Raw genomic sequence first — 18,224 nt, forward strand, 5'->3', positions numbered from 1 at the left:
TCACTGTGGCTTCTCAGTCATTATCAATGTGACTTCTCAGTCAATCATTCGCGAATGATCGGGCAGCTCTCATCCTTCGCCCAATCGGCGAAGCTCAGGTAATAGGCGCGGACATCCTCATATCCGGCGCGCACCGCCGCAACGGCCGCGAGCGCCGCACGTCCTCCACCGTCGCAATGGGTGACCACATGATCGCCTGGCTGAAAACCAGCCTCGGTCAGGAGCGCCCGCAGCTCGCCTGCCGGCTTCAGGCGACCATTGTCGAGCAGGCTCGCATGCGGCAGCAGTCGTGCGCCCGGCAGATGGCCGCCGCGTGCGTTTCGCCTGAGATCCTCGCCGCTGAACTCAGCCGCCGTTCGCGCATCGAAGATCCTGACGTCATCATCCAGCTCCGCCTTCAACCTGTGTCGGTCGACCAGTCCCACCGGTCCGGCGCCCGGCTGCGCTCGGAAGCCCGCCGCCGGCGACGAGGCCGCATTTGCCAGCAGGTCCTGGCGCTCGCGGATCGACGGCCACCCGCCGTTCAGGATGAAGGCCTTGCCCCCGAAATATTGCAGGATGAACCAGACCCGCGCCGCCTCGATCATGCGCCCGTCGTCATAGACCACGGCCGGCAGTTGATCATCCACGCCGAGCGCGTCGATCGCGTGCTGCCAATAGGCGACGTTCTCAAAGGAGGTCTCACCGGCTTTTGCTGCGGCCTCCCACGCTTCGATCGGCACGCGCATGGCGCTTGCCGGATGATCCGCTTCGAACGCGGCCGGTTCGCGCACGTCGAGCAGACGATAGGCGCTAAAGGATGGCAGGACGGAATATTCGATGACGGGATCGCGCGGCATGGCTGCCTCCTTCAGATCACGTTCAATATAGCGCCGCCCACGGCTAATAGCACCACAACGATCCAGGGCGGCATCTTCCAGACCGTCAGAAGCAGGAAGCCGGCAAGTGCCACGGCAAAATCGCGTGGCGAAAGCACGGCGCTAGTCCAGACGGGACTGTATAGCGCAGCACCCAGGATACCGACGACGGCCGCATTGGCGCCGCGCATCGCGGACTGCGCGGCGGGGCGCAGGCGCAGCCCATCCCAGAAGGGCAGCATGCCATAGACGAGAAGCAGGCCGGGAAGGAAGACCGCAAAGAGTGCGATTGCCGCCCCCGCAAAGCCGTTCGGCGCCGGTTCCATGATCGCGCCGAGATAGGCTGCGAAGGTGAAAAGGGGTCCGGGGACAGCTTGAGCAAGACCGTAACCGGCGAGAAAGCCCTCATTGCTCACCCAGCCGGGCGTCACCACCTCGGCCTGCAACAGCGGCAACACGACATGGCCGCCGCCGAAGACAAGCGCTCCCGAGCGATAGAACGCGTCGAACAGGGCAACGGCCTGGTGTCCTGTCATGCCTGCTGCGAGCGGCGGGATCAGGAACAAGACAGCGAACAGAACGAGCATGAATGCGCCGCGTCGCCGCGACACGGGAAAGCTTAAGTGGCCGGTGGAAGTGGCGCCGTTCCCGCGACAGAGCCAGAGACCGGCAAGGGCGCCGAGACCGATTGCACCGATTTGACCGAACGATCCGCCGATGAAGATCACGATTGTCACCGCGGCGAGCGCAATTGCCGCGCGCTGACGATCGGGCGTGAGGCTCTTCGCCATGCCCCAGATCGCCTGGGCGACGACGGCGACCGCGACGAGTTTCAGGCCATGCAGAGCGCCTTCCGCCACGGGGCCGGTGAGGGCAGCCGCCCCAAGTGCAAAGGCTATCAGGATGATCGCCGACGGCATGGTGAAGCCAAGCCATGCGGCAAGCCCGCCGGCGAGCCCGTTGCCGCGCAGGACGCCAAGTGCAAACCCCACCTGACTGGATGCCGGTCCCGGCAGGAATTGGCAAAGTGCCACGAGATCGCCGTAGCCTGCCTCGTCGATCCAGCGCCGCCGCACGACGAGTTCATTTCGGAAATAACCGAGATGAGCGATCGGGCCGCCGAATGAAGTCAGGCCGAGCTTCAGGAACACGCGTAGAACTTCGAGCGGCGATCCGCGACGGGGTTCCACGGCCGCCATAGCCTCCTCACTGACGGTCATGGCGATCCTTCCATGAAAAGCCGAACCGCTCTAAGAGCGCTGATGTTCCATCATTTCGCCGATCAACTCGCGCACCTTGCCGCGCGCAATTTCCAGCGCTTCGCACCCGAGCGGTGTTGCGCGGTAGACGCGTCGCACCGAGCGACCGACGCGTCGCTCGGTCGAAGTCAGATAGCCTTTCTTCTCCATGGATCGCAGCATCGGATAGAGCGTACCGGCGCTGAGCTTGTAGCCATGACGGGCCAGCTCCTCGATCATCCACTGGCCGTAGAGCTCTCCCTCGGCCGCATGATGCAGGACGTGAAGACGGATCAGGCCGCTGAGCAGGTCTTGATGTTCCATGGTCCTCGATCATTACCATCCGGCTCACATAATCGAAAATCGATATCGATATCCGATAATATGAGCTCAGCGCTTTGAGTCAACCTTGAGCATCGAGAGGCGACGAGGCAGTTCGCGGAGCTATCGCGTCTCCACGGTCAGATGGGCCAGCTCATGTACGGGCGCGAGGCGCGAGCGCACCGTCTCGCCATCGATGGACCCGGTCACGCTGACGATAGCGGCGTGCGCTCCCGGTCCGACCCGCCAGATGTGGAGGTCGGTAATGCGGGCATCGCCGTTGCTTTCCACATGTTCGCGCACTTCGGCTTCGAGATGCGCGTCGGTCGTGTCGAGCAGAACCGCCGCCGTTTGCCGAATTAAGGACCATGACCAGGTGGCGATGACGATGGCGCCGACAATTCCCATCACCGGATCGAGCCAGACCCAGCCCAGATAGCGCCCCGAAATCAACGCCATGATTGCAAGCACGGAGGTCAGCGCGTCGGCGATAACATGGACGAGCGCAGCACGCATGTTGTTGTCATGATGATGCGCGGTATGGCTATGACCATGGCCGTGATCATCATCATGATCATGATGATGATCACCGTGATGATGGCCATGGCTGTGTCCGCCGCTCAGCAACAGTGCGCTCGCGATATTGACCAGCAGGCCGATCACCGCGACCACCGTCGCCTCGGTGAAGGCCACCGGGCGCGGATCCAATAACCGCCCCAGGGACTCGACGGCGATGCCGAGCGCGATGACGCCTAGGATCAGTGCGGAGGCGAAGCCGGCGAGATCTCCCACCTTGCCGGTACCGAAACTGAACCGTCGGTCGCGGGCGTGCCGCCTTGCAAAGGCGTAGGCCCACGCCGCGATCGCCAGTGCGCCGGCATGGGTGGCCATGTGAAAGCCGTCCGCCAGCAGCGCCATCGAATTGAAGACCGAGCCGGCAACGATCTCTCCGACCATCATCACAGCGGTGAGCGCTACCACCCAAAGGCTTCTTCGGGCATTCGCGTCATGGGAATCGCCCAGAAAGCTGTGGTCGTGGACGAGCGTATCGATGTTGCCATGTTCGGTCATGACCTAACCCTATTTCGCGTAGCGGCGGATAACCGCGATCAGTTCGTCAGCGCCATCGGCGCGTGCAGCATCGTCGAGCCCCGGCCGGGCGACATGTTCGCGCAAATGGTCTTCGATGATCTCGTCCATCAGGCCGCCGATCGCGCCGCGTGCGGCGGCAACCTGCTGCAGGACGGCCGCGCACTCGGCTTCCGCTTCAAGCGCGCGCTCGATTGCCGCTACCTGACCGGCGATACGCCGGACCCGGGCGATGAGTTGATCCTTGTTCGCTTTCGTATGGCTCATACTATACCCGTCTATAGTATACTCCTTGTGCTGGCAAGGTTCAGGCGTTGAAAGAGCTTCTTGCGCTTTAATTACCTGCGGTTTCTTGTCCGGCGATCGACATAGCTGCGACGACTGCAACGATCACGGCTTCGGTCACATCATCACAACGCTTCAGTGTTTCCGGATAACTAATGCATGTGGCGCAAAAGTGTGCAGCGGTTTTACGGCGACGACATGCATCAAACAATAAGCTAAGGCCTGTCGCGTGAATCTCTTTTCACGCGACAGGCCTTAGGCGATTCATTCAAAGGGGGATATTCGCGCGGGCTGCAGATGAAAAAGCTATCACGGTGCGTCGCGCACGTCTTGTCGATGACAACTTCCCTTGCCAACCTGAGGGATCAGGCAAATCCTACCGGCAATTCCGTAACCTTCCGGCCGACGCCGTAGTCCCGCTCATGGGAAGAGCGATAACGACCGTCGCGGCGCAGCTTTTCGGGGCGGATGTGTTCGAACATTCCATCGGCAAAAGTGCCGGTGTCTTCCGTCTCAACTTCGCTGTCCCGCGTGATGATTTTCAGGATCATGGACGCTCCTCCGGTTCGCGGCATTAACGGGCATTCCCTCGTTTCAGTTCCGGTTCTACATGCGAAAGTGTTAAAAAATTAACCATGTTCGTTAATTGATGAAAAAAGCCGTGCGATCAGCGGCTTTTCCCCAACATTAGCCTCGGATCCGCTGATCGCATTCGCTATGGACGCCTGCCAGTTGCGTTATTGCGCCTTTGCGAGAGCGAACAAGCTTTCCTATGCAAGCAGCAACAAGGATCCGGTAGCCAGAAGCACCAGCGCCCATACGAGATCGAGATTGATCCAGGCGCTGCGCAATATGTCGAGCCCCACCCAGCGATAGACCGCGAGCGCGATCAGGCCGGTGGCCGTCAGCATTGCGACGGTATGCACGCCAACCGCCGCAATCGTCATCGCCGCCGATCCGCTGCTGCTGATCTCGCCCATCGGCGATTCCGTCAGGCAGAGCGGCATCAGCGCGGGCAGAATCATAAGTCCGGCGCCGTGTGCGGTCGCCATAAGGAACGACCAGAGCGCAAGACCTGCCAGGCCCGTGCGCATGCCGATACGAACGCGCCGGCGATGGCCGTAGAAGTAATGCCAGATTGCCCATGCGATCAGCGCCGTACCCGTCATCATCCGCAACGCGCGCTCATTGACGAGAAAGCCGGTCGCGATGACAGCGCCGGCGATGAGGGCGATCGAAACGGCATGCCCGAGCGCGATGACAGGGACGGCCCGGACGACGACGACGGAGGATTGCCGATGAACGCCGAGGGCCACCGCAAACAGCCAGCCCATGGCGGGATTGAGCCCGTGAAAGGCTCCCAATCCCGCCAGCAGCAGCCAGGGCCAGAGCTCGTTCATGTGACGCCTCGCAATTGCTTTCAGCTTTTCTTGCTCACGGATAGCAGTAGGAATCCGATGAGCAGTCGCCGCCCTGCAGCCGCACCTGATGCGGACGATGTGACTTGGGCCATTCGACGAAGAACTTTTCGTCGAAGGCAATGCCGCCTTCGGGTTTCGCGTCGAGTTTTACCATCCAGCCTGCGAGCCCGTCCGGATAGAACTGTTCGTCGATCGCCCCATAGAGCGAGTTGGTGAAATAGACGCGGCGACCGTCGCGGCTGATCTCGACCATCTGCGGCCCGCCGTTCAGCGCGCCATTCTTCGCACCTGGATGTGTGGCGCGCGAAACGATGCCGCCGATGCGCACCTTTCCCGTCAGCTTCGGCTTGAACGGATCGGAGACGTCATATTGCTGCAGATCGCCGGTTCCCCAGCAGGCCACGTAAAGGAATTTGTCATCCATCGACAGATCGATGTCGGTGACGAGCGGCGGCACGGCCTTGAAACCCTTCAGCATCGGCGGCAGCTGCTCCGGATCGGCGGGTTCGGCCGGTATATCGATCACCTTGGTCACGGCCCATTTCGCGCCGTCGCGATGCCACACCCAGATCGAGGAGGAGAGATCCTCCAGGCTCAGAACACAATTGACGAAGCCAAAAGCCTTGGTCGGATCGTGCGCGGGGCGCAGCTCGAACACGAGTTGGTACTTGTCGCCCAAATCGATGGTTTGCAAATGCTTGCGCTTGTGCAGATCCCAGAAATGCAGGCGGCGGCCGTATTTTGCCCCGAGCAGGATCTCCGGAACAAGGCCGTTTTCGAAAGTGTCCGGCGTCCCCCATTCGCTGGTAATAAGCGTATCGTGGCCGAGATGCCACCAGACGTCATAGGAAAGCTGTTGCGGGCCGCGATCCATCTCCCATTGGCCGCGCACCTCGAAGGTTTCGTGGTCCATCAGGAAGATGCCGCCGGGGCCTTTGCCCTCGGTGTTTCCAAGGGCTGCGACATAGATGCCTTCAGGCCCGCAATGGATGGTATGCGGCCGCGTATATCCGGCCCGCTCGGCAACCTCGCCGGGCTCGATGACCTTGACGATCGAGGGGTTCCTGCCGTCAGGCTTGGTGTCGAGAATGTGAATGCGCGAGGATTTCAGACCCGGGACGACGAGATAGCGGCGTTCGGCATGCGGGTGCGGCGCGTTCGGGCAAAGCGACGAGGAGCAGGCGTTCCAGCCGAAATGGTGCAACTCGTCGCCGACATTCGGCATCGCGACCGTATTGACGATCTGACCATAGGAAGCCGACTTCGGGTCGACATCGACGACCGCAAGTTCGTCCGGAACGGTGCGGGTCGGATCAAAGGCCGCAACATAGGCTAGAGTTTCCGGCGCAGCCTTCATGGCCATGCGCGGTGAGGGATAGAAACTTGGATCGGGCTTCCACGTAACCATGTCGAATGCTCCTGGTTTGCATCTGCTGGACGATAGAAACGTTCGATGTCTGCTTTCCGTTACAGCTTCGTCGTGCCTGTCAAGACGTTAAGGAACCGGGCGCCCGAGATCGCAGCCCAGCGTCCTGCTGAAGAGCACGAAACAAGTCGTATTTAGTCGAAACCCCAAGGCGAACCCTCCCTTCGGGGCAGTTCTAAGGCGCCTTATCTGCGGATGTACTTATGTATCGCACATGCGGCTATTGCTGACAATCTTCCACCAGTGGCGATTGTCTTCTCCTGCCCGCCGAACGCGACAAAGGCCCCAGCCGCTGCTTTGGAGCTATCTGTCGCAATTGATTTCGACGGAATACAACAAAAAATTTGCATGAAATGCAAACTTGCAGTAATGCATGAAAATGCATTATGTGATCTATGACGCATACAAATTGTTGCATGATGGTGACAACGATGCCCGGCCGTTACGCGAAATACCTGACGACGGCGAATGGACCGGCTTGCATGCCTTTGAATTGCCATGCTGGCGAGGCTGATCAGCACGATAGTGAATTGAATTTCAGGTGGATGATAATGAAGACGACGACAGCGAATGATGAGTGCTCCGACTTCCTTCATTTCTTCCGCTCCTGGGTGAGTGCTCCCATGAGAGTGGCCGCGATCGCGCCCTCCAGCGAGAGGCTGGCGCGATTGATGACGCGGGAGATCGATGCGCTCGACGGGCCAATCATTGAGCTCGGTCCCGGCACCGGCGTCTTCACCAAGGCAATTCTTGCCCGCGGCGTCCGGGAGAGCGATCTGACTCTCGTCGAATTCGGACGGGAATTCGTCGAGCCGCTGCAGCGCCGTTTTCCGCAGGCGCGGGTGCTGCAGATGGATGCCGCATATCTGGCCCATTCCGACCTTTTTACGGGTGAACCCGTCGGGGCAGTGGTCAGTGGATTGCCGCTTCTGTCCATGTCGCCGCGCAAGATCGCTTCGATCCTGGCCGGCGCTTTCACCTATTTGCGCCCAGGCGGCGCCTTCTACCAGTTCACCTACGGGCCGCGTTGCCCCGTGCCTCGTCCGATCCTCGATCGGCTCGGGTTGAAAGGCACCCATATCGGCGGAACGATGCGCAATCTCCCACCGGCCGGCGTTTACAGAATATCGCGGCGCAAGCCTCTCGAACTCTCGCGCCATCGTTTGAAAGATCGGACGAACGTGGCCGCTGAAGACGTCGCTGCCTTGAATAGCGACAGCTGACATTTGTGCATCTCATACGATGCGCGGCGTTCTGGAGAAAATTAGAAGTCGATATGGCCCGGACGAAACAGAAGGATGGCGAGCCGGTGGAAGGACGCCGCGAGCGAAAGCGCCGCCAGACGCGTGAACGTATCGAGAAGTCCGCGATGAAACTGTTCCTCGAACGCGGCTTCGACAGTACGACAATCGAGGACATCACCGAATCCGCAGATGTTTCCAAGCGCAGTTTCTTCGATTATTTTCCGTCCAAGGAAGAGGTGGTTTTCGCCTGGCAGGACTCTTTCGCCGATGATCTGGCCGCTGCCGTTGCCGCGCGCCCACCGGGCGAGCCGGTCGTCAAGGTCGTCGAAGAGGCGCTGATCTCGGCGATCATGGCTGCGGCTGCCGATCCTCAGAGCCTCGCCATCGCGGCGCTTATCCGCGACACACCCACCCTCTGCGCGCGCGATCAGCTCAAATATGCCAAGCTCGAGCAGAAGTTGACCGAGGCGCTTTCGGCGCGCGCCGGCGAAAGCGAAGAGGAAAAGTTTCGCATGCGCCTTCTGGCGGCAATCGTCGTCGGCGCCGTGCGTGTCGCCGGCGAGAAATGGCACGAACACGCCTTGGAGGAACCACCGGAAGTGTTCGCCAAGAATGTCTTCCGCGAATTCTGGAAAACACTGACCGACTTCGGCGTCGAGGCCAAAACGACAAAATCCTGAGGAGGTCTGCCTTAAGCTTTGGCGCCTTGGATCAAGTATCGATTATCGCAGAAGTGGACGAAACCTTCGGTGACAGATATCACCTGTGCTATTTTCACGAGAGAAAAACGGATCTTGCTGGCGAAACGCGCGTCTCACAAACGCCGCTACCCAAACTGTTGGGACCTGGTCGGCGGCCATGTTGAAAGCGGCGAGACACTTGAGACGGCACTGGTTCGCGAATGCCAGGAGGAGGTTGGATTAACCCCGCTTATCTACGCCAAGATAGGCGAGCTTTCGGAAGAAGCGGACCCTGAAATTCGATATCACGTTTATAAGATATCCCAGTGGGATGGCGGCGAACCGCAATTATTGGGCGATGAGCACACTGAGTTGAGATGGTTCGATCTGGATGAAGCAACGCTCATCAGGGATATTGCTCTGCGTGGCTACAGGCCTCTATTCCGAGAGCTATCCGCCTGACCGCCAACCGCCCTCGATAGCGATTGGTCGTGGCTGACGCTGGTTCTTCGCAACAAAGGGTCGGCTTTTGCACGTCATTGTTTCTTCTCGAGGTCGATGTTTCCGATGCTGTGGCTGTCATGCAGGTGGTCCTGCCCTATATGAAAAGGCGCCGCGCCGGCCATTTCATCAACGTCACTTCGTGCGTGAAAAGCTTGGACTGCTGAAGTCCGGATTCGACGCCTGGGAGCAGGTTTCGCGCTCGACCGACTTTGCAGCATGATCGCAGTTTTTTGAGTGACGAAAGCAAGAAAGGAAAGACCATGTCAGACTATGATGCATCCAAGTCGGGCACCTTCAGGATCGGTGGCAATATCGAAATCAACCGCCTCGGCTTCGGCGCCATGCGGATCACCGGCGAGGGGATTTGGGGTGACCCTGCCGATCACGACGAATCCATCCGCACGCTGAGGCGACTGCCGGAACTCGGCATCAACTTCATCGATACAGCGGATTCCTACGGCCCGGATGTTTCAGAGCGCCTGATCCGCGAGGCGCTTCATCCCTACGGCAAGACCATCGTTGCGACAAAGGCCGGCCTGGCACGCACAGGTCCAAACCAGTGGATCTCGCTCGGTCGTCCCGAATATCTGATCCAGCAAGCGCACAAGAGTCTTCGCAATCTCGGTGTCGAGCAGATTGACCTTTGGCAGCTTCATCGCATTGATCCGAAGGTTCCCGCCAAGGAACAGTTCGACGCGATCAAGTCCCTGATCGACGCCGAGATCGTTCGGCAGGCAGGCCTCAGCGAAGTCTCCGTCGCCGATATCGAGGCCGCTTCCAAGATCTTCAAGGTGGCGACCGTGCAGAACCGGTACAATCTGGTCGATCGTACCAGCGAAGACGTTCTCAACTATTGCGAAAAGCACGGCATCGGCTTCATCCCATGGTACCCGTTGGCGGCGGGCACGCTCGCCAATCCGGGCTCGTTGCTCGACACGATCGCCAGGCGTCACGATGCCGCGCCGAGCCAGATCGCGCTTGCCTGGGTCCTGAAGCGCAGCCTGGTGATGCTGCCGATCCCGGGCACATCCAAGGTCAAGCATCTGGAAGAAAATGTCGCTGCCATGAATATCACGCTATCCGATGAGGAATTCACGGCGCTCGATCGCGAGGGGAAGGCTCAGTTCAAGGCAATCTGAGCGCGCGCGCTCCGGCTTGCCGAATGGTGGCGGCTGCTGATGAGGCGGCCGCTTCTTCACACAGGCCTGTGGGCTCATTCGCGCCATAGATACGACGGTATCGCGGATATGACCGATCACGATTAAGTCAACTTCATGCGGTCGCGCTTCGCCAATCCGGGCCGCCAGCCTGTGCTGCCGCAAAATGAAGCTATTTAAGCGATGGCGAATAAAAGTATTGCGTCCACTGCATTGCTGCAATGCAGCGAGACGGGCTAGGCATGAGTCCAAGCCTTGTGTATCTACACCCTCGAAAGCAGCGCACTCCTCCTCCCAGCGCTCTTTCATCGGACTGGCAACACTCCTCCTCCTCCCAGTTGCCAGTCAGGCTTAAGAGCCCGGTGCACCTCCTCCCGCACCGGGCTCTTTTCGTCTCGGCGCCATCTCCGATATTGCGGCCCCGGTGGAATGTTCGCGCCTCTCACGCTAAGGAAGACCGTGACCTTTGGAGTTGTGAGTGATGCTGGATTGGGCGGAACGCCTGCGTAGAATTGCCATTGCCTGCCGGAAAGCGGATATTTTCGCGGGAATAATTGCGCTTTCCGTTGCGCTCTCGGCCTGCGGTGAACGCCCGATCGGCGTGATGGCGCCAGTCGGAACGACCCTGCCGGGGACGTCTAAGGTGGAACTGCTCGTGGCAACAACTCGCGCACCGGCGGACAATCCGGCCGTTCTCTTTTCCGGCGAACGTGGCACCGGGCTGACGGTCAATGCAGTTGGCGTCTCTATTCCGCCGGACGCCAACCGCAAAGTCGGCCAGGTGCAATGGCCGAGCAGACTTCCCGGCAATCCGATGAAAGATTTCGTTACCGTTTCCGTCGATCCGCTGACGGGCGAGACGGCAGGGGAAAGCTGGCTGAAGCGCCATATGCCGAGAGACCGGCGTGTGCTGGTCTTCGTTCATGGCTTCAACAACCGCTATGAGGATTCGGTCTATCGGTTTGCCCAGATTGTCCACGATTCCCATGCCGATGTGGCGCCCGTCGTCTTCACCTGGCCGTCGCGTGCGAGCATCTTCGACTATAATTACGACAAGGAAAGCACGAATTATTCCCGTGATGCGCTCGAAGAATTGCTGCGCCGCACAGCAAAAAATCCTGCTGTCGGCGAGGTTACAATCATGGCCCATTCCATGGGAACATGGCTGACCGTCGAGGCACTGCGGCAGATGGCGATCCGTGACGGGCGCGTGGCGCCCAAGATTCGCAACGTCATTCTTGCCTCGCCGGATCTCGACGTGGACGTCTTTGGCCGCCAGTTCGCAAGCCTCGGCAAGGAGAAGCCGCATTTCACGCTCTTCGTCTCACAGGACGATCGCGCGCTTGCTCTGTCGCGGCGCATTTCCGGCAATATCGATCGCCTCGGGCAGATCGACCCGACGGCGGAGCCCTATCGCAGCGCGCTCGAGAAGGAGGGTATCACTGTTCTCGACCTGACGAAGCTCAAGACCGGCGATCGTCTGAATCACGGCAAGTTTGCCGAAAGTCCGGAGGTCGTGAAGCTGATCGGCGATCGGCTGATTGACGGACAGACCATCACCGATTCCGAGGTCGGGCTTGGCGAAGCCGTCGGCGCGGTTGCGATGGGCGCGGCGCAGACGGTCGGCAGCGCCGCGAGCGTGGCGGTCAGCACGCCGATTGCAATCTTCGATCCGCGCACCAGGCGTAATTACGAGGCCCAGGTTCAGCGCTTCGGGCAGTCGGTCGGCAATACTGTCGGTTCGGTCGGTGACAGCGTAAGCGCCGGTTTGGAGCAATCCGAGACATCGGGTGCGCCGCGGCCGTTAACCCGAAAAAACCAATAGTCAGAACCCGCCTGCTGATATATCACAAGGGTGAATGGTCAAGGGCGGGTGCAAATGGAAGCAAATAGGAAATCGGTGGTAATCGTCGGCGCCGGGGTCATCGGGGCTGCGATTGCCTTCGAATTGCAGCGACGGGGCAGGAAGGTGACGCTGCTCGACCAGGGCGAGCCTGGGCGCGGCACGTCTTTTGGCAACATGGCGAGCATAGCGCTCGATTTTGCCGCCGGCTCCGGGCCTTCTACCTGGCGAAAAATCCCCCGCTGGCTGCTGGATCCGGAGGGTCCGGTCTGGCTGCGGCCTGCCTATGCGCCAAAGATGCTGCCTTGGTTCCTGCGCTTTGTCGCCGCCGGCCGCCCATCTCGCCTGCGTCAGATCGAGGATGCAGGCATGAGCCTTTCCCGCCATGCCCTTCGCGATTTCCGCACGATGCTCGATGCGATCGGCGCGCCGGACCTGATCACGGAGGAGGGGTGTCTCGCGATCTACGAGACAGAAGCGGAATTCGCCAGCGACCGTAGCCACATCGAATTGATGCAGCGATACGGCTTCGAATTCGAGGTTCTGAATGGCGGTGCAATTCGTAACTATGAGCCGGCGCTATCGCCGGCGATCGCCAAGGCCGTGCTGCTGCCCGACAACAAGTCCGTCCGCGATCCCTATCAGCTCGTTGTAAAGCTGGTGGAGGCGGCGAAGGCCGAGGGCGCCGAATTCCGCTTGGGCGCAGCAAAGACAGTGGAGCGAAAGCCAGAGGGCGGCGTTTGGCTGCACCTTGAAAGTGGGGAAAAGATTGCGGCCGATGCCGCCATCCTCGCCGCGGGAGTGCGCACCCGTTTCCTCGCAGAAAGGCTCGGCGAGCCGATCCCGCTCGAGACCGAGCGCGGCTATCACACGCAGATCATGCGGCCCGGCATCTCCATGCGCTATTCGATCATCTGGCCGCATCGCGCATTCATGGTAACGCCGACGGCGGGCGGCATCCGCGTCGGCGGCAATGTCGAGCTTGCAGGCCTCGATGCGCCGCCGGATTTCCGCCGCCCGCGCGTGCTCGTTCGCCATGCGCAGCGCGCGTTGCCGGGCTTGCAGGTCGAGCAGGCGACGGAATGGATGGGCCATCGTCCGGCCTTGCCGGATACAATTCCGATCATCTCGCCCTCGTCCCGTTTGCCTGATGTCTGGTACGCAACAGGTCACGGCCATCTCGGCCTTACATATTCGGCAACGACGGCGCGACTTCTGGCGGATATGATGAGCGGCGTTACGCCGGCGGTCGACATGAGGCCGTTCCGCATTGATCGATACTAGCGGGATGAGGAAAAGTGTGTGCGGTTTTCCGCCCGCATCCCGCTCTAAACTATTAGAATCGACCATGATGATTTTGGGTCGAATCGTGATCTACGAGGAAAGCGATGTCCGAAGCTGAAAAACCTGTCGCTCTTATCACCGGTGGCGGCCGAGGCATGGGCGAGGCGATCGCCCGTGAACTCCGTGCAAACGGCTACCGGCTGGCGTTGATGTCGCCTTCCGAAAGCTGTGAGAAGCTGGCAACCGAGCTCGGGGGTGTTGCTTCGCGCGGCGTCGCAGAAAAGGCCGAGGACATCCAGGCGATCTTCGACCTGACGATGAGGAGCTTCGGCCGCATTGACGCCGTCGTCAACCATACCGGCCATCCGCCGAAGGGGGATCTGCTCGATATCACCGACGAGAACTGGACGCTCGGCTCGGATATGATGATCCTGTCGCTCGTCCGAATGGCGCGCCTCGTGACGCCAGTCATGCTGAAACAGGGCAAGGGCGCCTTCGTCAACATCACCACCTTTGCCGCCTACGAGCCGTCGCTGGTTTTCCCCGTGTCCTGCACCTATCGGGCGGCGGCCGGCGCCTTTGCGAAGCTCTATTCCGACCGTTATGCGGCGGACAATATCCGCATGAACTGCATCCTGCCGGGCTATATCGACAGCCTGAATCACAAGCCGGAAACCGCCGACAAGATCCCGATGAAGCGCATCGGTCATATGGAAGAGATCGCCAAGACCGCGGCCTTCCTGCTCTCCGACGGCGCCGGCTACATCACCGGCCAGAACATCCGTGTCGATGGCGGCGTCACCCGCCACGTTTGATTGGAGACGAAACGATGAGATGGAAGCGTACGATCCAGCTTCTGGACGTTCACTGCGAAGGCGAGATCGGTAAGGTCGCCGTCGGCGGCGTTCCGAAAATCCCGGGCAATTCGATTGCCGAACAACTTCATTGGCTGAACACCGATCCCAAGGGGCAGGAGTTGCGCCGCTTCCTCGTTCTCGAGCCGCGCGGCGCGCCGATCGGCTCGGTCAACCTGCTGCTGCCGGCGAAACACCCGGAAGCCGATGCCGGTTTCATCATCCTGCAGCCGGATCAGGCGCATGCGAGCTCCGGCTCCAACTCGATCTGCGTCACCACGGCCCTGCTCGAATCCGGCATCGTCGAGATGAAGGAGCCGGAAACGATCGTCACGCTCGATACCGCCGCCGGCCTCGTCAGGGCAACGGCCACTTGCCGCGAGGGGCGTTGCGAGAAAGTGAAGCTCACCATGGTGCCATCCTTCGTGCACGAGCTTGATGTCGCGGTCGACACGCCGCACTGGGGCAGGATCAAGGTCGATATCTGCTATGGCGGCATCTTCTATGCGCTCGTGGATGTCGGTCAGATCAACATGACCATCGAGAAGGCGAATGCCGCTTCGCTCGTCCAGGCCGGCATGATCCTCAAGGATCTCATCAATCGCGCGAGCCCTGTCGTCCATCCGGAAATCTCGGCGATCTCCGGCGTTGCCTACGTCATGTTCCGTGATGTCGATCCGGACGGCGCCGTGCGCACCTGCACCACCATGTGGCCAGGGCGTGTCGATCGTTCGCCCTGCGGCACCGGCAATTCAGCCAACCTTGCAACGCTGCATGCGCGTGGCAGGGCAAAGGTCGGCGACGTCTTCAAGTCACGTTCGATCATCGGCTCGGAATTCGAGGTGGGTCTGTCGGCAGAGACGAAAGTCGCCGGCAAGCCAGCGATCATCCCGACGATCACCGGGCGCGGTTTCACCTTCGGCCTGTCGCAGGTCGCACTTGATCCCTTCGATCCGATGGCGGAAGGCTTTGCGCTCACCGACGTCTGGGGTCCGTCCGCGGGGGAGATTGGCACAGGACGCTAAAGCAATTCCAGGAAGAGTGCGTAGCGGTTTTCCGTTCGGAATTGCGTAGAACAAAAGTTAGAGCGGTTCTGCGCTTCCGTGAAAAGCTGAACCGCTCCAGCCGCATTAGCTCCCGATGCCGTGGTCGATCTCCTTGAAGAGGACGTTCTGATCGATGAGATAACGGGCGAAGATCGGCAGGCTTGCCCCGCCGATGGCGCGCGCCTGCGGTCCGACCGCACCCTCGATGATATCAGGCATGACGACCCCCTGCAGGTCGAGCTCTGAAGCAGCCCTGATCGTGGCCGTCACTATCCTTTCGCGGACCCAGGCGGGGAAGCCGCCATCGATCACCGCCGCGCTGAAATCGATGATCGAGGCGGCAGCGACGATTGCCTGGGCGAGCGCCTTTGCCGTATCCTGGATCCAGATCTCCAGCGGTTCGCCGAAATCGATCCAGTCATCCGGCGAATACCAGAGCGGCTGTGGGTCGAAACCGTGCTCCCTGAGCAGGTTTTCGAGCACGAAGATCGACGCTATTTTCAAGAGCTGACGCGTCTCGCCATCGCGATCACGGACCGGTAGCGGCCCGATCGCGCCTGCCGTACCGGTGCGGCCGACGAAGATCGAGGAATTGAGCACGATGCCGCCGCCGATGAAGGAGCCGATGAAGAAATAGACAAAATCCGGATAGCGGGCACCCACGCCGAACACCAGTTCCGCTCCGCAGGCGCTTGTGGCATCGTTTTGAAGATAGACGGGGTAGGGGACTTTGGCGGCAACCTCGGCCTGAAGGTCGAAGCCGCGCCAGATATTCATCGCGCCTTCCGGTGCACCGACCTCGTCAGCCCAGTTCCAGAGCTCAAATGGGGCGGCAATTCCCACGCCGGCGATGCGCTGACGCTGCCTTTCGCTTATTCGTCCCTCGATGTCCCGGACGCCGGCCGCGACGAAGGCCATGATGTCCTGTGGCAATGGATAGGGATAGGTCTGCTGCAATTGCATACGGATCCGGCCTACGAAATCCATCAGGACGAGGCTTGCGCTGCGGCGGCCGATCTTCAGGCCGAAGGAGAAGACCGCATCGGGATCGAGCCGCATCGGAATGGACGGCTGTCCGACGCGGCCGCGGATTGGCGCACCGCGCGCAAGCAATCCTTCCTTCTCGAGCGCTCGCATGATGACGGAGACGGTCTGCGCCGAGAGCCCCGTACGCCGGGCGATCTCAGCCTTCGACAGTGCACCGTGACGACGCACGAGCGACAACACCAGCCGTTCATTATAAGCCCGGACTCGAATCTGGTTCGAGCCGCCGCCCGTATCCAGAATATGAGGTTGAACCGGCTGGCTGACCGGTCCTTCCACGGATGACATCGGCCTATTCCTCCCTTTCCGGGACTGCATGTTTCCTTAAGTCGGAGCCGATTTAAGGATAAAAACATGCAGCAATTCAAAGTGCTACAGCGACCTTTGTGCGTCTGAAAAGACGCACGGCGCTGTAGGGGCCATCTGATCTGATCGAAGCCGTCTATGGAGTGGCTGGCGAGGCGACGAAATACAAGGAGAGGTTTTTACTCTCCAGGGTTTTCGCGTCGGTGCAAGCCGGTTTCGACGACGTGGCGAATGGCCTGCAGGCTTCTGATGCTTCGACTGTTTCCTCCGCACTTCATGAGCACCGAGATGCCTGCCTGTCGATCGGGCCTCTGATCGGTTTCCAGGCAGAATGCCACATTTGATTAGTAATTCAACTGGATTTATTTATTGACAGTCGAGTGCCTTTGCGCTCTAAATTATGAGCGTAAGGGATGCGACGCGGCTTGGAGGAGCCTCTGAAGGGTCTGCATGAGGTGTCGCGCCTGTAACCGGAACCGGATGGTTCCGCCCCTTGATGTCCTCGGGAGGATTAGATGAAGAAATCGATTATTTCGTCCGCACTCGCCGGCCTTGCTCTCGGCGTCGTCTTTGCGATGCCGGCTCATGCGGCCGACGTTACCGCCTGCTTAATCACCAAGACCGACACCAATCCTTTCTTCGTCAAGATGAAGGAAGGTGCTTCCGCCAAGGCGAAGGAACTCGGCGTGACGCTGAAATCCTATGCCGGCAGGATTGACGGCGACAGCGAAAGCCAGGTCGCGGCAATTGAGACCTGTATTGCCGACGGCGCCAAGGGCATCATGCTGACGGCTTCCGACACCAAGGGCATTGTCCCGGTCGTCAAGAAGGCACGCGACGCCGGCGTTCTCGTTATCGCCCTCGACACGCCGCTCGAGCCGATCGACGCTGCCGATTCCACTTTTGCGACGGACAACCTGCTCGCCGGCAAACTGATTGGCCAATGGGCCAAGGAAACGCTGGGCGACTCCGCCAAGGATGCCAGGGTGGCTTTCCTCGACCTGACGCCTTCGCAGCCCTCTGTGGACGTCCTGCGCGATCAGGGTTTCATGATGGGCTTCGGCATTGACACAAAGGATCCGAACCGGATCGGCGATGAGGACGATCCGCGGATCGTCGGCCACGACGTCACCAATGGGAATGAAGAAGGCGGCCGTGCCGCAATGGAAAACCTTCTTCAGAAGGACCCGACCATCAACGTCGTTCACACTATCAATGAACCTGCCGCCTCAGGCGCCTACGAAGCCCTGAAAGCAGTCGGCCGTGAGAAGGACGTTCTGATCGTTTCCGTCGACGGTGGCTGCCCGGGCGTCAAGAACGTCGCCGGCGGCATTATCGGTGCGACCTCGCAGCAATACCCGCTGCAGATGGCAGCTCTCGGCGTCGAGGCGATCAAGAAATTCGCCGACACCGGAGAAAAGCCGAAGCCAACCGAAGGCAAGAATTTCTTCGACACCGGCGTGACGTTGGTGACCGACAAGCCGGTGTCGGGGCTGACCTCGATCGACACTAAGGAAGGTCTCGCAAAGTGCTGGGGCTGATAGCCTCTTTTACATGATACCGAGGGAAATGCGGGCCAATGCGTCCCCCGCATTTCCCATCTTTAACAGCGAGCCATCGGTCTT

Annotated in this window: 19 protein-coding genes; 9 read left to right on the forward strand and 10 right to left on the reverse strand. The window is 60.2% G+C overall.

Annotation, left to right across the window (positions count from 1 at the left end):
- Nucleotides 1-44 precede the first annotated feature (44 nt).
- From AAE029_RS15300 to AAE029_RS15340, 9 genes are all read right to left on the reverse strand, one after another.
- Nucleotides 45-839 carry a sulfurtransferase gene (locus AAE029_RS15300; RefSeq protein ID WP_371073712.1) on the reverse strand — a complete coding sequence of 265 codons (795 nt, stop codon included), beginning with the start codon at nt 837-839 and terminating at the stop codon, nt 45-47.
- 11 nt (nt 840-850) lie between these two features.
- The gene (gene chrA, locus AAE029_RS15305) at nt 851-2,077 is read right to left on the reverse strand and encodes a chromate efflux transporter (RefSeq protein ID WP_371073713.1); all 1,227 of its coding nucleotides are present in this window, start codon (nt 2,075-2,077) and stop codon (nt 851-853) included.
- 30 nt (nt 2,078-2,107) lie between these two features.
- Nucleotides 2,108-2,419, reverse strand: a complete 312-nt coding sequence (locus AAE029_RS15310) for a PadR family transcriptional regulator (protein ID WP_371073714.1) — start codon at nt 2,417-2,419, stop codon at nt 2,108-2,110.
- 120 nt (nt 2,420-2,539) lie between these two features.
- Complete coding sequence (gene dmeF, locus AAE029_RS15315; RefSeq protein ID WP_371073715.1) at nt 2,540-3,487, reverse strand: CDF family Co(II)/Ni(II) efflux transporter DmeF; 948 nt, start codon at nt 3,485-3,487, stop codon at nt 2,540-2,542.
- 9 nt (nt 3,488-3,496) lie between these two features.
- Nucleotides 3,497-3,772, reverse strand: coding sequence for a metal-sensing transcriptional repressor (locus tag AAE029_RS15320; protein ID WP_371073716.1), 276 nt, complete (start codon nt 3,770-3,772; stop codon nt 3,497-3,499).
- Between the two features lie 383 nt (nt 3,773-4,155).
- The gene (locus AAE029_RS15325; RefSeq protein ID WP_371073717.1) at nt 4,156-4,341 is read right to left on the reverse strand and encodes a hypothetical protein; all 186 of its coding nucleotides are present in this window, start codon (nt 4,339-4,341) and stop codon (nt 4,156-4,158) included.
- A gap of 219 nt (nt 4,342-4,560) precedes the next feature.
- Nucleotides 4,561-5,190, reverse strand: coding sequence for a hypothetical protein (locus AAE029_RS15330; RefSeq protein ID WP_371073718.1), 630 nt, complete (start codon nt 5,188-5,190; stop codon nt 4,561-4,563).
- 34 nt (nt 5,191-5,224) lie between these two features.
- The gene (locus AAE029_RS15335) at nt 5,225-6,619 is read right to left on the reverse strand and encodes a selenium-binding family protein (protein WP_371073719.1); all 1,395 of its coding nucleotides are present in this window, start codon (nt 6,617-6,619) and stop codon (nt 5,225-5,227) included.
- Nucleotides 6,620-6,822: 203 nt separating this feature from the next.
- A complete protein-coding gene (locus tag AAE029_RS15340) occupies nt 6,823-7,233 on the reverse strand; it encodes a hypothetical protein (protein WP_371073850.1) in 411 nt (136 codons plus the stop codon).
- Between AAE029_RS15340 and AAE029_RS15345 the strand changes: the two genes are divergently transcribed.
- The 8 genes from AAE029_RS15345 to AAE029_RS15380 all read left to right on the forward strand — a co-directional run bounded on the left by AAE029_RS15345 (nt 7,189) and on the right by AAE029_RS15380 (nt 15,228).
- Nucleotides 7,189-7,860 (forward strand): class I SAM-dependent methyltransferase, encoded by a 672-nt coding sequence (locus AAE029_RS15345; protein WP_371073720.1) that lies wholly within the window; start codon nt 7,189-7,191, stop codon nt 7,858-7,860. The two genes, AAE029_RS15340 and AAE029_RS15345, sit on opposite strands and share 45 nt — an antisense overlap.
- 53 nt (nt 7,861-7,913) lie before the next feature.
- Nucleotides 7,914-8,561 carry a TetR family transcriptional regulator gene (locus AAE029_RS15350; protein WP_371073721.1) on the forward strand — a complete coding sequence of 216 codons (648 nt, stop codon included), beginning with the start codon at nt 7,914-7,916 and terminating at the stop codon, nt 8,559-8,561.
- A 69-nt stretch (nt 8,562-8,630) separates the two neighbouring features.
- On the forward strand, nt 8,631-9,023 hold the full coding sequence (locus tag AAE029_RS15355) for an NUDIX domain-containing protein (RefSeq protein ID WP_371073722.1): 393 nt from the start codon (nt 8,631-8,633) through the stop codon (nt 9,021-9,023).
- A gap of 302 nt (nt 9,024-9,325) precedes the next feature.
- Entirely contained in the window at nt 9,326-10,204 is an 879-nt protein-coding gene (locus AAE029_RS15360) for an aldo/keto reductase (RefSeq protein WP_371073723.1), read from the forward strand.
- Between the two features lie 496 nt (nt 10,205-10,700).
- On the forward strand, nt 10,701-12,047 hold the full coding sequence (locus AAE029_RS15365) for an alpha/beta hydrolase (protein ID WP_371073724.1): 1,347 nt from the start codon (nt 10,701-10,703) through the stop codon (nt 12,045-12,047).
- 54 nt (nt 12,048-12,101) lie between these two features.
- Entirely contained in the window at nt 12,102-13,349 is a 1,248-nt protein-coding gene (locus tag AAE029_RS15370) for an NAD(P)/FAD-dependent oxidoreductase (protein ID WP_371073725.1), read from the forward strand.
- Nucleotides 13,350-13,453: 104 nt separating this feature from the next.
- Nucleotides 13,454-14,164, forward strand: a complete 711-nt coding sequence (locus AAE029_RS15375) for an SDR family oxidoreductase (protein ID WP_371073726.1) — start codon at nt 13,454-13,456, stop codon at nt 14,162-14,164.
- Nucleotides 14,165-14,178: 14 nt separating this feature from the next.
- Entirely contained in the window at nt 14,179-15,228 is a 1,050-nt protein-coding gene (locus AAE029_RS15380; RefSeq protein ID WP_371073727.1) for a proline racemase family protein, read from the forward strand.
- A 105-nt stretch (nt 15,229-15,333) separates the two neighbouring features.
- On the opposite strand, the gene AAE029_RS15385 is transcribed toward AAE029_RS15380, so the two are convergent.
- On the reverse strand, nt 15,334-16,581 hold the full coding sequence (locus AAE029_RS15385) for an ROK family transcriptional regulator (protein ID WP_371073728.1): 1,248 nt from the start codon (nt 16,579-16,581) through the stop codon (nt 15,334-15,336).
- Between the two features lie 533 nt (nt 16,582-17,114).
- Between AAE029_RS15385 and AAE029_RS15390 the strand changes: the two genes are divergently transcribed.
- Nucleotides 17,115-18,140 (forward strand): sugar ABC transporter substrate-binding protein, encoded by a 1,026-nt coding sequence (locus tag AAE029_RS15390; RefSeq protein ID WP_371073729.1) that lies wholly within the window; start codon nt 17,115-17,117, stop codon nt 18,138-18,140.
- Nucleotides 18,141-18,224: the final 84 nt, after the last annotated feature.

The organism is Sinorhizobium sp. CB7 (assembly GCF_041357635.1).
Taxonomy (GTDB): domain Bacteria; phylum Pseudomonadota; class Alphaproteobacteria; order Rhizobiales; family Rhizobiaceae; genus Rhizobium.

Excerpts from the sequence above, each read along its gene's own strand:
- AAE029_RS15320 (WP_371073716.1), bottom strand. The coding sequence starts at position 3,772 with ATGAGCCATACGAAAGCGAACAAGGATCAACTCATCGCCCGGGTCCGG.
- AAE029_RS15300 (WP_371073712.1), bottom strand. The coding sequence starts at position 839 with ATGCCGCGCGATCCCGTCATCGAATATTCCGTCCTGCCATCCTTTAGC.
- AAE029_RS15385 (WP_371073728.1), bottom strand. The coding sequence starts at position 16,581 with ATGTCATCCGTGGAAGGACCGGTCAGCCAGCCGGTTCAACCTCATATT.
- AAE029_RS15325 (WP_371073717.1), bottom strand. The coding sequence starts at position 4,341 with ATGATCCTGAAAATCATCACGCGGGACAGCGAAGTTGAGACGGAAGAC.
- AAE029_RS15350 (WP_371073721.1), top strand. The coding sequence starts at position 7,914 with ATGGCCCGGACGAAACAGAAGGATGGCGAGCCGGTGGAAGGACGCCGC.
- AAE029_RS15345 (WP_371073720.1), top strand. The coding sequence starts at position 7,189 with ATGAAGACGACGACAGCGAATGATGAGTGCTCCGACTTCCTTCATTTC.
- chrA (WP_371073713.1), bottom strand. The coding sequence starts at position 2,077 with ATGACCGTCAGTGAGGAGGCTATGGCGGCCGTGGAACCCCGTCGCGGA.
- AAE029_RS15360 (WP_371073723.1), top strand. The coding sequence starts at position 9,326 with ATGTCAGACTATGATGCATCCAAGTCGGGCACCTTCAGGATCGGTGGC.
- AAE029_RS15310 (WP_371073714.1), bottom strand. The coding sequence starts at position 2,419 with ATGGAACATCAAGACCTGCTCAGCGGCCTGATCCGTCTTCACGTCCTG.
- AAE029_RS15370 (WP_371073725.1), top strand. The coding sequence starts at position 12,102 with ATGGAAGCAAATAGGAAATCGGTGGTAATCGTCGGCGCCGGGGTCATC.
- AAE029_RS15340 (WP_371073850.1), bottom strand. The coding sequence starts at position 7,233 with ATGAAGGAAGTCGGAGCACTCATCATTCGCTGTCGTCGTCTTCATTAT.
- AAE029_RS15375 (WP_371073726.1), top strand. The coding sequence starts at position 13,454 with ATGTCCGAAGCTGAAAAACCTGTCGCTCTTATCACCGGTGGCGGCCGA.
- AAE029_RS15380 (WP_371073727.1), top strand. The coding sequence starts at position 14,179 with ATGAGATGGAAGCGTACGATCCAGCTTCTGGACGTTCACTGCGAAGGC.
- dmeF (WP_371073715.1), bottom strand. The coding sequence starts at position 3,487 with ATGACCGAACATGGCAACATCGATACGCTCGTCCACGACCACAGCTTT.
- AAE029_RS15390 (WP_371073729.1), top strand. The coding sequence starts at position 17,115 with ATGAAGAAATCGATTATTTCGTCCGCACTCGCCGGCCTTGCTCTCGGC.
- AAE029_RS15335 (WP_371073719.1), bottom strand. The coding sequence starts at position 6,619 with ATGGTTACGTGGAAGCCCGATCCAAGTTTCTATCCCTCACCGCGCATG.
- AAE029_RS15330 (WP_371073718.1), bottom strand. The coding sequence starts at position 5,190 with ATGAACGAGCTCTGGCCCTGGCTGCTGCTGGCGGGATTGGGAGCCTTT.